The organism is Dyella sp. 01L423 (genome assembly GCF_056399945.1).
Window position 1 is genome coordinate 258,493 of sequence record NZ_JBFTSI010000001.1, and the last position, 14,852, is coordinate 273,344.

Below are 14,852 nucleotides of genomic sequence, written 5' to 3' on the forward strand. Positions count from 1 at the left end.
TACGCGGGTGGCCCGGGTGGCGGTTGTCGCGGCGCAGCGTCGTGCTCGGTGCGCCGGCGTATGGGGCGCTACGGCTGACGCCGCCTGGCGCCCGTCACGCCAGCAAAGAGCGGGAATGACGGGTCAGCCGGTCATGCTCAGAACGAATACTGCACATTCACCATGTAGCTGCGTGGTGCCGCGTAGAAGCCCTGGTCCCAGTACAGGCTGGGGATGTACTTGCGGTTGGTCACGTTGTCGAGGTTGAGCGTGGTGCTCCAGTGCTGGCCGAAGTCGTAGCCCGCCATCAGTCCGAGCACGGCATAGGAACCCTGGGTCGTGAAGATCTCGCTGCCATCCAGTGCCACCGCCTGCTGGTCGCGGTAGATGCGATCCTGCCAGCGCAGCGTGCCGCCCACCTTGAAGCCGGGCAGGGCGTCGAAGCGGTAGCTGGTGGCGAGACGGAACATGCGGCGCGGCACATAGGTGCGCACGTTGTTGCCTTGCGGATCGACCAGGCCCAGCTGCGTGTAGCCGCCGCTGAGCTGCCAGTTGTCGGTGAGCTGGCCGCTCACATCGAACTCATAGCCCTTCGAGGTCGCATCAATGCCGGTGTAGTAATCCTGGTTGGTCGCCAGGTTGTGGCCGGCATACTCGGCCAGGCCGTCCTGGCGCGAGCGGAACAAGGCGAACGTCCCGTTTAGACGTCCGTCGTACCACTCGCCCTTCAAACCCACTTCCAGGTTTGCACCGGTGACCGGATCGAGCACCTTGTTGTTGATGTCGAGCGAAGTCTGCGGATTGAACAGTTGCGCATAGCTCACGTAGGCCGAGTAGTGCTGCGCGAAGTCGTAAACCAAGCCGACAAACGGCGTGGCCTGGGTCTTTTCAAAATTGCTCGGCACGCCGTAGTTGGCGCCGTATTGCTCGACGTGCACGAGGCCGGTGCCAGTGATCAACGTGACCGGATCGGCCAGGCTCCAGCGCGCAGTGGCGTACATGGTCTTGCGCTTGATGTGAAAGTCGCCATTGCCATAGGACGCATCGAACGGCGGTTGCGGATAATCGCCCGTCCACTCGTTGAGCGGCGGCAGCGGCGTGCCGATGCCTTCCCCATAGCTGGACAGCTGATGCACGTTGTCCTCGGCCCAGTTGGCGCCGAGCACCAGCTCGTGCTTGCGGCCCAACAGTTCGAACGGACCGGTGGCGTAGAGGTCGGCCACGTACTGGCGTTCCTTGCTGGTGTACGCGGACGGGTAGGAATACAGCCCCAGGCCGGTCTGCGCATCCGGCGTGCCGTACACGTAGAACAGGTTGCTGTTCTCCGCGATGCGGCGATAGTTGAGCGATCCCTTGATGCTCCAGTCGTTGCCCAGCTGCTGGGTGAGTTCGACGAAGGCGCGCGTATCGGCGACATTCCAGCGCGACCAGTCGGCCGACGTGCTGGTGCTGCGGTCGTAATCGGTCGGCGTGCCGTCAGTGTTGTACAGCGGCAGCGCGCCCCACATGCCGCCGTGGGTTTTGTTCTTCTGATAAGTGACGCCTGCAGTGAGCAGGGTGCTGCTGCTCAGGTCGGCTTCGACGATGCCGCCCAGCACTTGCTTGCGCAGGTTGTAGCGGTCCAGGTAGCTGTCGGTGTCCTGGCCGGCGGCGATCAGGCGGCCGCGCACGCTGTGCGAGTCGTTGAGCGGACCGGACAGATCCACATCCAGGCGGCGATTGTCCCAGCTGCCCACGGTCACGCCGACGCTGCCCTGGAAATCGGCCGTCGGACGCTTGCGTACGAAGTTGATCGTGGCCGACGGGTTGCCGGTGAAGGACAGCAGGCCGTTTGCGCCGCGCAGCACTTCGACACTTTGGTACAGGGCCGTATCCAGATCGCCTTCCTGCTCGCCGTTGGCGAACGGCAGGCCCACGCCGTCGACGAGGAAGTTGGTGATGTCGAAACCGCGCGCGCTGTAATAGGTGCGGTCGGTTTCCACGCGTTCCACGTTTACGCCGGTGGTGGTGTCGAGCACCGCGTTGACGTTGGTGAGGCCGAAGTCCTTCATTTGCTGCTCGGTCACCACGCTGACCGACTGCGGCGTCTCGCGCAGCGACAGCGGCAGGCGCGTGGCGCCCGAGGCCGCCTTGGTGGTGTAGGAGTCGCCGTCGCCGGTCACCGTGGCGGTGGTCTGCACGCCTTCCAGATTCTTGACCTTGGTGCTGTCGGGTGAATCGGGCACGTCTTCCGCGTGCAGCAGAGGTGCGGACAGAACTAGCGACAGCGCGAGGAACAGGGCGCGGTACGGCAACGGGCATCGCGCGGGCGAGGCGAGGGAGGGCATGGGCTGGCCTTGGGTCTTGTTGGTATCGGGAACCCGGGGCGGCGGCAACCCGGTGGGCTCGAGCGGCCCTTGGTGCAAATGATAGGCATTATCATTTACGTTTGCCAGTCTCGACCTAGGTCGAGATGACGCAGCGGCCCTGCGCTGCGGTCTGCCGGGCAAGCGGGCATCGCGAAAACGCCAGGCGCCGGTTATTGTCCCGCCCCTATGCCGATGCGATATGTGCTTTACCAGCGGGACTACTGTCACCTGTGCGATCAGGCGCTGGCCGTGATGGCCGAGGCGCGTGCGCCGGACTTCGACAGCCTATGGGTGGATGACGACGAGGCGCTGGAACAGCGCTACGGCACGCGCGTGCCGGTGTTGCGTGACAGCCACGATGGGCGGGAGCTGGATTGGCCGTTTGATGCGGCGGCGGTCAGGGCCTTCGTTGCCATGCCCGTGTTGTAGGAGCGCACCCTGTGCGCGACCGCGGCCTCTGGCGTTGCGGCATCGTGTGAGGTGGCGGTCGCGCACAGGGTGCGCTCCTACAACGGAGAGAACGGGTGTGTTGCTTATTTGGCCGTCAACGCCAGATGCGCATTGATCTTCACATCGTTCGCGATCACCGAGGTATCGGCGTAATCGCCGGTGCCCACACCGAAATCAAGACGCTTTACCGTACCGGTGACGTCCATGGTGGCGCCGGTGCCCTGCGGCTTGAACACCACGGTGAGGCTCACCGGCTTGGTCAGGCCACGCAAGGTCAGGTTGCCATCGGCAATCACCTGCGCGCCGTTCTGGCGGAAACCGGTGGTGACGAAATGCGCCTTGGGGAATTTGGCCACGTTGAAGAAATCCGATCCGGGCAGGGCGCCGTCGCGATCCTTGTCGCCCGTCTTCACGCTGGCCAGGTCCACTTCCACGTCGAACTTCGACGCGGCGAGCTTGGCCGGGTCGTAGCTGATCGCGGCGGTCCACTGGCCAAACGTGCCGTCGAACGACTGGCCCTGGAAGTTGCCGCTGAAGGCGAGCTTGCTGCCTGCGGGCTGCACGGCGTAATCGGCGGCGCTGGCCAGGCCGGGCAGGGCGAGAGCAAGCAGCAGCGGTGCGAGCTTGAGCGCGAAGCGGTTCATCAGCGTTCTCCTTGAGAGTTACGGCGCGCACGGGCAAAGGGGAGCATGCGCCGCAGGGTGTTGTCGCGATCGATCAGGTGATGCTTGAGCGCGCCGGCGATGTGCAGCACGAGCAGCAAGACCAGAAACCAGAACATGTATTCGTGCACGCCATGCCAGAAGCGTCGCGTGTCGGGATTGGCGTCGGTGAGCGAGGGCAGGTTGAACATCTTGAAATACTGCAGCGGCTTGCCGGCGATGGAGTTGAACCACCAGCCACTGAGCGGCAGCAGCGCAACCAGCGCGTAAAGCGTCGTATGCACGCCATGCGCCACATAGTGCTGCAGGCGTGAAGTCGGTTCGTCCCGCGGCGGGCGATTGGCCAGGCGCCAAAGCACGCGCAACAGGAACAGCGCCAGCACGGTCAGGCCGATCGACTTGTGCAGGGCGAGCCAATTGATTTTCTGCATGGGGCCATGGGCGAGATCCATGCAAAGGCCGAAGATGCCGTTGCCAAGGATCAGCAGCGCGATGGTCCAGTGAAAGAATTTGGCGACCGATCCCCATTGATGGTCGGTGTTGCGAAAACTCATGGTGATTCCTTGCTATGGGCCTGGTCTTCCTGGATGGCTTCCAGTTCCAGCCACACGCTCACGCCGTGGCCGATGGAATTGGGCGTCGCGGTGATGCCGTAATCGTCTCGATTGAGCATCGCCGTGCCAGAGAAGCCTGCGATCGTATGCATGCCGTAGATCGTGGTGCCGTGCCGGTTGAAGGTGAACGGAATATCCACGGTATGTGTCACGCCACGCAGGGTTAGGTTGCCATGCAGGACTCCGTGCGTGTCGTCCTTGCGCTCCACGGAAGTACTTGCGAAATGCGCATAACGGGCCTTCTCCGCATCCAGATAAGCCGGCTTGAGCACCGCCGCGTTCCATTCGGCGTCGCCCATGTCCAGGCTGGCCAGATCGATGTCCAGCTCGGTGGCCGATTGGGTCCAGTCATCGGGATCAAAACGCAACCAGCCTTTCGCTATATGCAGCCGCCCGAACGGTCGCGAAAACCCGTTGTGGTCGATGCTGAAAAGGATCTGGCTGTGCGTGGTGTCGTAGCTGTACGTGGTCGCTGCGGCCTGCACGGAGGCAAGCGGAGCGGAGGCGCACAGGAGGGCGAGCAGCAGGCGGCTGGGGAGGCGTGACCTTGGCATGCAGCGGAGTCTGGACGATCCGTCGCGGTGGCGCCAGCCGTCGCCCCGGAACGGATCGTTTCCCCACGGCAACGTCGCCCGGGCAGCGGGTCGCGTCGGCCAAAAGCCATGCTCGTTCCTGCGCGGCAGGTCTGGCAAAATCGAAAGATTCCGGGGGAAGTGCATGCTGCCGTCCTTGCTGCTTCGCGTTGTCCTGATCATGGGCGCGTCCACGCTAGTGGCCATGTGCGTGCCCGCTGCCGCGCAAACCGCGTCGGCGGCACCCTCGCCTGAGCATGTCAATGCAGCGTTGGCGACGCCGCAGTTCCGTCGTTTCGGCACCGCCGATGGCTTGCCGAGCAGCAGCGTCTATACCGTGGTGCAGGCGCCGGATGGTTCGATGTGGTTCGGCACCAAGAGCGGCATCGCGCGCTACGACGGCGTCAACTTCAAGGTGTTCCGCCATGTGGCGGGCGATAGCCAATCCTTGTTCAACAATGGCATCTCGGCGCTGATCTTCGATCGCGCGGGTGGCTTGTGGGCTGCTGGCCTGGAAGCAGGCCTCAACCGCTACGACGATCGCTCGGGCACGTTCCATCACTGGGGTCATGACGCCAACGATCCGGCAAGCCTGGGCAGCGACAAGGCCTGGTCCATCGCCCAGACCGGCGACGGCTCGATCTGGGTGGGCACCGCGCTGGGTCTGGACTGCATGCGCCGCGACGGCCGCGGCTTTGACCATGTGCTGGTGACGGGCAGTGCACCGGAAGCCTTGGGCACGGTTGGCGCACTGTTCGTTGACGGCCGCGGCCAGCTTTGGGTGGGTAGCGACAACGGCGTGTTCCGTCGCGATCCGGACGGCGAGTTTCATCCCATCGCCATGGCGTCGCCGGAGAGGTCGCTCGATGCATGGCGCATCGAGGGCGATGGCGAAGAGATCCGCGTAGCCTCCTCGCACGGCCTGTTCATCATCGGGCCCGACGATGTGGCGCGACAGGTCGGCAGCAACGAGTTGCCCGACACCAACATCCTGAGCAGTGTGCGCGACCGCAGCGGGCGACTGTGGGTGGGCACGCAGCACGGTCTTTTCCTCAAGCAGGCACGCGACGCGAGGATCGAGGCGGTCACCAATCAGCCAGTGCTCTACGGCAACCTGCCGGGCACGTGGGTGTGGCAGATCCGTCCCGACAGCGAAGGCGGTTTGTGGATCGCCTTGTTCGATGGCGGCGTGGCCTACCTGGCGCCCGGCTGGGACAGCGTCAGTCGTTTCACGCATATCCCGGATGACGACAACAGCCTGCGCGATTCCGTCGCTTACGCCGTCGCGCGCGGACGCGATGGTGCGATCTGGGTCGGTGAGCGCGGTGGCCGCGTCGATCGCCTATGGCCGTACACCGGCAAAGTCGAGCACGTGATTTCGGGCCTGCGCGGCGACGTGCTCGGTCTCACCGAAGATGCGCAGTCGCGTTTGTGGGTGACTGTGCAGGGCGCTTTGTTCCGCTACGCCAACGGCAAGCTCGATGCCGTCGATGGTTCTGCGCACGGACTCAAGCATCCGCTCGAAGTGGAAGTGGGTCCCGACGGCAAACTGTATGCGCGCAGCTTCGGCGAAGGGCTGTTCCGCGTCGACCAGGACACACTGGCCGTGACCCCGGTGCCGGTGCAACCCGCGCAGGAAAAAGCACGCTGGGGCAGCCAGCTCACCCTGAAGAACGGCACGTTCTGGTACGCCAGCGACGGCGGCATGCTGCGCCTGGATCGCAGCCACGATCATTTCGAACCGGTGCCCGGCGTCGACAATCGCCAGGCGGTGGATGCCTTCGACTTCACCGACGACGGCCTGTGGATGGCTCGCCCCGATGGCCTGGAGCATTACCACTACGACGGCGATGGCCTGGTGCTCGATCGCAAGATCGACGCCACGCGTGGATGGCCTTCGGTCAACGTGGTCGATCTGGCCGTCGACGAACACCAGCGCGTGTGGGTGTTCGGGCGCGACGGCCTGTGGCGTTTCGATCCTGCCACGGCACAGTTTCGCGAGCTCGGATTGCAGGACGGCCTGAGCAACGGCGAATTTCTCCGCGGCTTCAGCCGCATGCCCGACGGCATGATTTACTCGCCCACCCTGGGTGGCGTGATGGGCTTCAATCCCAATCGCGCGACGCGTAGCACCGAGCCGCCGCGCCTGGCGCTCACCCGCATCAGCGTGCGCCGCGAAGGCGCCGTGCGCGAGCTTCCCGTGCCGGAGTCCGGTCACCTTTCCATCGGTTGGCGCGACTCGGGCTTGATCGTGGATACGCGCGTGTTTTCCTATGTGGACCCCGCGGCGAATCGCTACCGGTTCCGCCTCGCCGGCCTCGACAACACCTGGGTAGATACTGGCGGCCATGGCGAGCGCGACCTCACCGGCTTGCCGCGCGGCGATTACACGCTGGAGGTGATGGCTGCTGGCGCGGACGGCGTTTGGACGCAGCTCGCGCAGCCGTTGCAGATCCACGTGCAGGCGCCGCCGTGGACGCGCTGGTGGGCGTGGTGTGCCTATGTGTTGCTGGCGGCGCTGTTGGCCTGGCTGGCCTTGCAGGCGTGGCGCCGTCGCCTGGCCGAGCGCCATCAGATGCAGCTGGCCGAGCAGCGCAGCCGCTTGGCCGAGCAGGCCAGCGCCGCGAAAACGCAATTCCTCGCCACGCTCAGTCACGAGATCCGCACGCCGATGACGGGGGTGATGGGCATGGCGGAGCTATTGCTGACCACCACGCTCAGTCGCACGCAGCGCGACTACGCCGAAGCCATGCAGCGTTCGGGCGGCATGCTGCTCAAGCTGGTCAATGACGCGCTCGACCTTGCACGCATCGAAGCGGGCAAGCTGGAGCTGGACAACGCACCGTTCGACCCGCGCACGCTGATCGAAGACGTGGCAAAACTGGAGCTCGGCCAGGCGCGCGCCAAGGGCCTGCGTTTCGATCTGGACATGCCCACCGACCTGCCGCCGCGCATGATTGGCGATGCGCTTCGCATCAAGCAGGTGCTGCTCAATCTCGCCAACAACGCTTTGAAGTTCACCGAGCGCGGGGGCGTGACCTTGCGCGTGCGTCGCACCGACAATGGCCTGCGCTTCAGTGTGATCGATACCGGCCCTGGCATTCCCGAGGCGAGCCAGGCGCGGTTGTTCGAGCGCTTCGAGCAGGTCATCGGTCCGCAGCGTCGCGCGGGCAGCGGCCTGGGTCTGGCCATCTGTCGCGAGTTGGTGGCGATGATGGGCGGGAGCGTGGAACTGGAATCGAAGGTCGCGTTCGGCAGCACCTTCCACGTGCGCCTGCCGCTGCTGGTGACGCAGGAACCACTCGCCGCGGCGACGCAGCGCGGCGATGGCGTCGAGGCGTCACCGCTGCGCATCCTGCTGGTGGAAGACGACGTGATCGTGGCTGCCGTGATACGCGGACTGCTTGAACGTGCCGGGCATGAAGTGCGCTATGTCGGCAATGGTTTGGCCGCGTTGGCGGAACTCGCGCAGGCACCGTGCGATGTGATCCTGCTGGATCTCGACTTGCCGGGCATCGATGGTTTCCAGATCGCCCGTCTGATCCGGCAGCGCGAAATATCAGGGCAGCGCATCCCGATCGTGGCGATCACGGCGCGTTCGGGTGGCGATGAGGAAGCGCGGGCGCGCGAGGCAGGCATGGATGGTTTCCTGCGCAAGCCGCTGACCGGCGAACAGCTGCAGGATGCGATCCATCTGCAGATGGTGGTGCACGCGTCCGTCGACGACTAAGGCAACTGCTCTTCTGTGGGAGCGCACCCTGTGCGCGACAGCCTCCGATGGTGAGGCAACGCTACGTAGCTGCCGTCGCGCACAGGGTGCGCTCCCACAGGTGAGGCCGTGGCGCGGCCTCACATATCGTGCTTGCTCACCTCAAACTGGCGCCGCTTGTATTCGCTCCAGCGCGTGCGCGAACCCTCGCGCTCGGCGGGATCGGCGGCCACTACTTCCAGCACGCGGTCGTAGCGGCCGGGGGCGCATTCTTCACGCAGGTTGATCAGCATCGGGCGATCGGGTGTTTCGATACCGGGCGGCACGATCAACACGGCGGTCGTGTGATCGTCATCGTCGCCGGCGATCTGGTGCGTGATGAAGCCGTCCGGATCGAAATCCCACAGCAACTCGTCGATCGCCTCGGCTTGCGCAAAGTCGCGCGCAAGCACCAGGGTGGGCTGCTGGGCGGCGTGCGCACGCTTGGCCAACTCGCAGACGAGTAGCAGCGGTTGCTCGCGAAAGCGCGGCTTGTCGATCAGGTAGAAGTCGGCGCGAGCCATAGCGAAGCCTTTCAAATTTCGTCATTCCGGCGCAGGCCGGAATCCAGTGACGGAAGCGTACGATTTTCGCGATGCAAAGACATACTGCGAAAACCGACTTGTGTCGCTACTGGATTCCGGCCTGCGCCGGAATGACGGCTTGGACAGGGTGCGATTTATCGTTTACGCGGCGCGATCAATCAACCACTGCACCAGCAACGACACCGGGCGGCCCGTGGCCAGACCCTTGCGGCCTTCGTCCCACGCGGTGCCGGCGATGTCCAGGTGCGCCCAGCGCTGGCCTTCGGTGAAGCGCGCCAGGAAGCAGCCCGCGGTGATCGCGCCTGCGTTCTTGCCGCCGATATTGGCGACGTCGGCAAAGCCCGATTCCAGCTGCACCTGGTAGTCGTCCCACAGCGGCAGGCGCCATGCGCGATCCAGCGTGGTTTCGCCGGCGGCGATCAGTTCGGCGGCGAGGTCGTCATGCTTGCTCATCAAACCGCTGGCGTGCTTGCCCAGCGCGATGACGCAGGCGCCGGTCAGGGTGGCGGCGTCGATCAGCACCTTGGGATGGAAGGTCTGCGCGGTATAGGTCAGCGCATCGCACAGGATCAGGCGGCCTTCGGCGTCGGTGTTGAGCACTTCGATGGTCAGGCCCGAGAGGCTGGTCAGCACGTCGCTGGGGCGGTAGCTGTCGCCATCGGGCATGTTTTCCACGGCCGGCACCACGCACACCAGGTTCACCGGCACGCCGAGCTTCACCGCAGCGACGAAGCTGCCGAGCACGCCGGCGGCGCCGCCCATGTCGAACTTCATTTCTTCCATGCCCGGGCCGGGCTTGAGGCTGATGCCGCCGGTGTCGAAGGTGATGCCCTTGCCGACGAAGGCGTACGGCTTGTCGCCTTCCACGCCGCCCTTGTATTCGAGGACGACGAGCTTGGGCTTGTTGGCCGAGCCGCGGCCCACGGCGAGCAGCGAGCCGAAGCCCAGCTCGCCCATCTTCTCGTGGTCGAGCACGTTGCAGCTCACCTTGTCGTGCTGCGCGGCGAACTGTTCGGCCTGCGCGGCGATATAGGCGGGGTTGCAGATATTGGGCGGCAGGTTGGCCAGCTCACGAGCGAAGCGCACGCCCTCAGCGATGGCCTCGGCCTGGGCCAGGCCCGGCTTGGCATCGTCGGCGCCGGCAAAGACGATGGCGGTCAGCTCGGCCTGTGCGGACTTCTCGCGTGGCTTGAACGTGGCGGTATAGCGGTAGGCGGCGTAGTCGGCGGCCAGGGCGGCCACGCGCACGCGCCAGGAGGCGTCGTGTCCGGGCACGTCCACCTCGGTGAGGTAGGACACGGCGCTGTCCAGCGGCAGGCGGCCCAGGGCGCGCGCGGCTTCGATGTTTATCTTCTGATAGCGTGCACCGTCGAAGGTCTTCTGCGTTCCCAGACCCACCACCAGCACGCGCTTGGCTGCCACGCCCTCCGGCGCGAACAGTACGGCCGTAGTGCCAGCCTTGCCGTTGATGTCCCCGCTCTCCACCTGGCGCTTGATGGCGCCGTGCGCAGCGGTGTCCACACGGGCGGCGGCACTGGTGAGCAAACCGTTCTCATAGACGCCGACCACCACGCAGGGGGTTTCGACGGATTCGGGAGCGGCGGAGCCAAGGCTGAACTGGAGAGTCATGGAAAAGTCCTACGGAAAGGTCCGGCAAGGCCCGGACAGGCTAGACTTGGGGATTGCCGCGCCCGGGGCGGGCCGGCGCCAAGCCCTTCATCTTATCGCATGTCGAGAAACTGTCCCTCCAACCCGTACACTCCGCAGTCGTTTCTCCTCCCGTGCGAGACGCGCGGGTTCGACCCTGCCTGAGGACCGGTTCTGAGCATCCTCGATCGTTATTTCCTGCGTGAGCTGGCACAAACCGTGGCCGCTACCGCCATCGTGCTGCTGGCCGTCATGGCCGGCACCTCGTTTGCGCACGTCTTGCAGCAGGTGGCGAACGGCAGCTTCCCGGCCAGCGTGATGTTCCAGGTATTGGGCCTGAACATGCTCGACGGCCTGTCGACCCTGCTGCCGCTGGCGGCCTTCCTGGGCATCCTCAACGGCCTGGGCCGCATGTATCGCGAGAGTGAGATGCATGTGCTTGCGTCGTCCGGCATGGGTCCCGACGGCTTGCTTCGTCCGGTGTCCATCCTTGCCGTGATTCTGGCCATCCTGGTGGGCATCGTGGCTTTGTGGCTGGGCCCCTGGGCCGCTCGTACGTCCGACCAACTGGTGGCAGCCGCCAACCGCTCGGTGATTGCCGCGGGCCTGGACGCCGGGCGATTCACCCCGCTGCCGGGCAAGGGCGGCATCATCTTCGTCGATGAGCTCAGCCGCGACGGCAGCACGCTGGGCAATACCTTCATCGCCACCGAGCGCATGGGCCACGACAATGTGCCGCACCTCAAGCTAGTCACCGGCAAGCACGGCCAGCTGTATCAGGAAACCGATGGCAGCGGCCGCTTCCTCGCCTTGTGGAATGGTTTCCAGTACGACATCCCGCTGGGCGCGGACAACTGGCGCAAGATGAAATACGAGCGCAACGATGCCTCGCTGGACAGCATCCAGTCCGATGAAGATGCCGAAGATCCCGCCCACTCGATGACGCTGGCGCAGTTGCTGCGCACCGACAATCCGGACACGCGCGCCGAATTCGCCTGGCGCAGCATCGCGCCGGCGATGACCCTGGTGTTGCTGGCGCTGGCCTTGCCGCTGTCGCGCCAGAGTCCGCGCGAGCCGCGTTTTGGCCGCATGTTCCTGGCCATCCTCACGTTCTACTTCTACTACCTGCTGCTGGCGATCTGTCGCGGCCAGATCATCAAGGGCCACTGGCACCACTCGTTCCCGATGTGGATGGTGACCCTGATCGTGTTTGCCGTGGCGGCGCGCATGTTCCAGAACCAATACTCGCCGCGTAAACCGCGCAAGGCAGGTGCCTGATGGCTGCATTGCGCATTCGTCGCGTCGACTGGCTGGTCGGCACGACAGTCCTGGGCGCCATGCTCACCGTGTGGCTGGTGATCACCGGTCTCGATGCGGTATTCCAGTTCCTGCGCCAGCTCGGCAACGTGGGCAAGAACGGCTATACGGTGACCAATGCCGTGGTGTACGTGCTGGTCACCTTCCCGCGCCGACTGTACGAGATGTTCGGCAACGCCGCGCTGATCGGCGGCCTGCTTGGCCTAGGTGGCCTGGCTGCCACCAACGAGCTCACCGCGTTGCGCGCCTGTGGTCTGTCCAAGCTGCGCATTGCCGCGTCTGCCGTGGGCGTGGTGGCCATCCTCGTGGTCGGCGTGGTGATCCTTGGCGAAACCGCGGCACCCTGGGGCGACCAGCAGGCGCAGGCCATGCAGTTGCGCCTGAAATCCAACAACGTGGGCCTGGGCGGTGAGTCTGGCCTGTGGGCGCGCGATGGCGATCGCATCATCAATGCCAAGGGATGGATGGCCAAACACACCGCGACGCACAGCACCGTGCAGTTGCATGACGTGCGCGTTTTCACGCTCACGCCGGACGGCCAGGTCAAGCGCTTCGACTGGGCGCAGACGGCCGAACACGACGGCCACCAGTGGGTGATGAGCAAGGTGCGCAGCACCACTCTCGATGAAGCCGGCACGCACTCCACCACGGCAGACAGCCAGACCTGGGATTCCAAGCTCAATCCGCAGGTGCTGGAGCAGTCGGTGATCCAGCCGCAATACCTGCCGATGCGCGACCTGCGCCGCAATATCACCTACCTCGAGCAGAACGGCCAGAATCCGGGCGTGTATGCCTCCGCGTTCTGGACGCGTGCGCTGTATCCGCTGAACGTGCTGGTGCTGGTCCTGCTGGCGATGCCGTTCTCATTTGGCACCTTGCGCTCGGGCGGCCTGGGCAAGCGCATGTTCATCGGCATGCTGCTCGCCATCGGCTGGTACTTCCTGCAGAAGGCGATGGTGAACTTCGGCACCGTCTACGGCGTGCCGCCGCTGGTGGCGAACGTGCTGCCCGCCTTGATCCTGGCGGTGATTGCCTGGGTGTATTTCCGAAAACACGGCTGACGTGGCGCCGCCCGGCATGGGCGGCGGATCACGCCCTGTCTTGGCTATGGCCATCACGCATGGCTAAGCGCCGGTGACCGATGAATCGTCCGGTGCATCCGGCGCGAACTGGCCTTCCTGCGCGAGGCGGGCGAATAGTCCGCCCTGGGCGATCAGCTCGGCAAAGCGTCCCTGTTCCACCAGCCGCCCCTGATCCAATACGAGGATGAGGTCGGCATTGCGTACGGTCGAGAGCCGATGCGCGATCACGAACGTGGTGCGGCCGATGGTCAGCCGATCCAGGGCGCGCTGGATGCGTGCCTCGGTGGCGTTGTCGAGCGCGCTGGTGGCTTCGTCGAGTATCAGGATCGGCGCGTCCTTCAACATCGCGCGGGCAATCGCCAGGCGCTGGCGCTCGCCGCCCGAGAGTGAGCGGCCGCGTTCGGCGACCAGCGTTTCCAGCCCCGCCGGCTTGCGCGCGATGAATGCTGCCGCTTCGGCCGCGGCAACCGCCGCGTCGATCTGGCCAGGCTCCGCGTCCGGGTTGCCCACGCGCAGATTGTCCAGGATCGAGCGATAGAACATGCCGGCATCCTGGAACACCACGCCGATGTTCTGCCGCAGCGATTCCAGCGTGACATCGCGGACATCGTTCCCGTCGACCGTCACCCGCCCGGCGCTGGGATCGTAAGCGCGATACAGCAGGCTCAACGCGGTGCTCTTGCCCGCGCCGGTCGGGCCGACCAGGGCAATGGTGCTGCCGGGCGGCGCGCGGAAATTCAGGTCATGCAGCGCCGGCTGCACCGGGTCGTAGCCAAAACTCACCTGCTCGAACACGACCTCGCCACGCACGCGTGGCAGTGCAACGGCGCCCGGGCGATCCGCAATTTCTGACTTGCGATCGAGCACGGTGAAGAAATCGCGCAGCGATTGCGACTGAAAGAACAGGTTCGACAGGAAGGTGGCGAATTGCTCCAGCCTGCCGATCAGCAGCATGGAGAAACCCACAAAACTGACGATGCCGCCCACGCTGATCTCGCCACGCGAATGCAGCGCCGCACCTACCGCAAAGATCGCCACGATGGTGAGCGTGCTTGCCGCGCGATTGAGCACGGAGAGGATCGCCCAGCCGCGCAGCACCGGATACTGCGCGTTGAGCGTGCGCGTCATCAGCTCGTGCAGTGCGCGCGATTCGGCCGCCAGACGCGTAAAACTTTGCACGACCGTTACATTGCCGAACACATCGCCGGCGCGCGTAGCGATCTCGTGGTGCAATTCCTCCACTTCACCCTGCGCCTTGTGCGTCCGCTGCACGGCGATGGCGTTGAAGATGGAGAAACACAACAGCAGCGCAATCATCAGCAGCGCCAGCTTCCAGTTGATCCACAGCGCGACGGGCACCATCACGAAGATGGACAACAACGTGGCGAGATGCTCGCGGAAAAAACTCAGCCAGAGATTGAACAGGTTGCTGACGCCAACGTTCATGATGCGCGAAAGCCGGCCCGTGTGATATTCGCCGTGGAATGACATCGGCATCGCCGCGGCGTGCTCGAAGAACAAGGCGATGGCGGCGAGGCGCCGGCGATGCGCGAGCCGGTCCGCATGCAGCGACACCCACACATTGGCCAGGACGCCGGCAAAGCCCACGCCGGCCCAAAGCGCGATCAGGCGCGGCGCATCGCCGCCATGCGTGCTGCCCAGCGCATCCACCACGCGGCCAAACAGCACCGGTTCGAGGAAGAACACGCCGGCCAGCGCCAGGTTGGCGAGCGCCAGCGTGATCGCCAGCTTCTTTTCCGGCGCCAGCAGGGCAATCACACGAAGATACAGACGCAGGAACGACATGCCGTCGCCTCGATCGGCTCGCGTCTCCACCTCATGCGGAGACCCGGTGACAAGGCTAGCCCAAGCCGCTATGGCCCGTCAG

General features: G+C 65.0%; 11 protein-coding genes. 4 read left to right on the forward strand and 7 right to left on the reverse strand.

Features of this window, described 5'->3' with window-relative positions; all coding sequences use genetic code 11:
• Nucleotides 1-137: 137 nt before the first annotated feature.
• Entirely contained in the window at nucleotides 138-2,306 is a 2,169-nt protein-coding gene (locus AC1DMY_RS01135) for a TonB-dependent siderophore receptor (protein ID WP_477163216.1), read from the reverse strand.
• A gap of 213 nt (nucleotides 2,307-2,519) precedes the next feature.
• Here AC1DMY_RS01135 and AC1DMY_RS01140 point away from each other — a divergent pair, with 213 nt between their 5' ends.
• A complete protein-coding gene (locus tag AC1DMY_RS01140) occupies nucleotides 2,520-2,756 on the forward strand; it encodes a glutaredoxin family protein (protein WP_477164167.1) in 237 nt (78 codons plus the stop codon).
• 104 nt (nucleotides 2,757-2,860) lie between these two features.
• On the opposite strand, the gene AC1DMY_RS01145 is transcribed toward AC1DMY_RS01140, so the two are convergent.
• From AC1DMY_RS01145 to AC1DMY_RS01155, 3 genes are read right to left on the reverse strand one after another with little or no spacing between them, the layout of a single operon-like run.
• A complete protein-coding gene (locus tag AC1DMY_RS01145; protein ID WP_477163217.1) occupies nucleotides 2,861-3,421 on the reverse strand; it encodes a YceI family protein in 561 nt (186 codons plus the stop codon).
• Nucleotides 3,421-3,993, reverse strand: coding sequence for a cytochrome b (locus AC1DMY_RS01150; protein WP_477163218.1), 573 nt, complete (start codon nucleotides 3,991-3,993; stop codon nucleotides 3,421-3,423). Before AC1DMY_RS01150 ends, AC1DMY_RS01145 begins: the two co-directional genes overlap by 1 nt.
• Complete coding sequence (locus AC1DMY_RS01155) at nucleotides 3,990-4,607, reverse strand: YceI family protein (protein WP_477163219.1); 618 nt, start codon at nucleotides 4,605-4,607, stop codon at nucleotides 3,990-3,992. The genes AC1DMY_RS01150 and AC1DMY_RS01155 overlap by 4 nt, the downstream gene beginning before the upstream one ends.
• 163 nt (nucleotides 4,608-4,770) lie before the next feature.
• On the opposite strand from AC1DMY_RS01155, the gene AC1DMY_RS01160 reads away from it, so the two are divergent.
• Nucleotides 4,771-8,355 (forward strand): hybrid sensor histidine kinase/response regulator, encoded by a 3,585-nt coding sequence (locus tag AC1DMY_RS01160; protein WP_477163220.1) that lies wholly within the window; start codon nucleotides 4,771-4,773, stop codon nucleotides 8,353-8,355.
• Between the two features lie 119 nt (nucleotides 8,356-8,474).
• Here AC1DMY_RS01160 and AC1DMY_RS01165 read toward each other — a convergent pair whose 3' ends face one another.
• Together AC1DMY_RS01165 and AC1DMY_RS01170 are read right to left on the reverse strand one after the other, a co-directional pair.
• Complete coding sequence (locus tag AC1DMY_RS01165; protein ID WP_477163221.1) at nucleotides 8,475-8,897, reverse strand: DNA polymerase III subunit chi; 423 nt, start codon at nucleotides 8,895-8,897, stop codon at nucleotides 8,475-8,477.
• Nucleotides 8,898-9,059: 162 nt separating this feature from the next.
• Entirely contained in the window at nucleotides 9,060-10,547 is a 1,488-nt protein-coding gene (locus tag AC1DMY_RS01170; RefSeq protein ID WP_477163222.1) for a leucyl aminopeptidase, read from the reverse strand.
• A 198-nt stretch (nucleotides 10,548-10,745) separates the two neighbouring features.
• On the opposite strand from AC1DMY_RS01170, the gene lptF reads away from it, so the two are divergent.
• A complete protein-coding gene (gene lptF / locus AC1DMY_RS01175) occupies nucleotides 10,746-11,843 on the forward strand; it encodes an LPS export ABC transporter permease LptF (RefSeq protein WP_477164168.1) in 1,098 nt (365 codons plus the stop codon).
• Complete coding sequence (gene lptG, locus AC1DMY_RS01180; protein WP_477163223.1) at nucleotides 11,843-12,943, forward strand: LPS export ABC transporter permease LptG; 1,101 nt, start codon at nucleotides 11,843-11,845, stop codon at nucleotides 12,941-12,943. The genes lptF and lptG overlap by 1 nt, the downstream gene beginning before the upstream one ends.
• A gap of 63 nt (nucleotides 12,944-13,006) precedes the next feature.
• Here the strand turns inward: lptG and AC1DMY_RS01185 are convergent, their stop codons facing one another.
• On the reverse strand, nucleotides 13,007-14,770 hold the full coding sequence (locus AC1DMY_RS01185) for a glucan ABC transporter ATP-binding protein/ permease (RefSeq protein ID WP_477163224.1): 1,764 nt from the start codon (nucleotides 14,768-14,770) through the stop codon (nucleotides 13,007-13,009).
• Nucleotides 14,771-14,852: the final 82 nt, after the last annotated feature.

Bases quoted from the DNA above. Each gene is read 5' to 3' on its own strand.
- AC1DMY_RS01135 (WP_477163216.1), bottom strand. From the start codon at position 2,306: ATGCCCTCCCTCGCCTCGCCCGCGCGATGCCCGTTGCCGTACCGCGCC.
- AC1DMY_RS01140 (WP_477164167.1), top strand. From the start codon at position 2,520: ATGCGATATGTGCTTTACCAGCGGGACTACTGTCACCTGTGCGATCAG.
- AC1DMY_RS01145 (WP_477163217.1), bottom strand. From the start codon at position 3,421: ATGAACCGCTTCGCGCTCAAGCTCGCACCGCTGCTGCTTGCTCTCGCC.
- AC1DMY_RS01150 (WP_477163218.1), bottom strand. From the start codon at position 3,993: ATGAGTTTTCGCAACACCGACCATCAATGGGGATCGGTCGCCAAATTC.
- AC1DMY_RS01155 (WP_477163219.1), bottom strand. From the start codon at position 4,607: ATGCCAAGGTCACGCCTCCCCAGCCGCCTGCTGCTCGCCCTCCTGTGC.
- AC1DMY_RS01160 (WP_477163220.1), top strand. From the start codon at position 4,771: ATGCTGCCGTCCTTGCTGCTTCGCGTTGTCCTGATCATGGGCGCGTCC.
- AC1DMY_RS01165 (WP_477163221.1), bottom strand. From the start codon at position 8,897: ATGGCTCGCGCCGACTTCTACCTGATCGACAAGCCGCGCTTTCGCGAG.
- AC1DMY_RS01170 (WP_477163222.1), bottom strand. From the start codon at position 10,547: ATGACTCTCCAGTTCAGCCTTGGCTCCGCCGCTCCCGAATCCGTCGAA.
- lptG (WP_477163223.1), top strand. From the start codon at position 11,843: ATGGCTGCATTGCGCATTCGTCGCGTCGACTGGCTGGTCGGCACGACA.
- AC1DMY_RS01185 (WP_477163224.1), bottom strand. From the start codon at position 14,770: ATGTCGTTCCTGCGTCTGTATCTTCGTGTGATTGCCCTGCTGGCGCCG.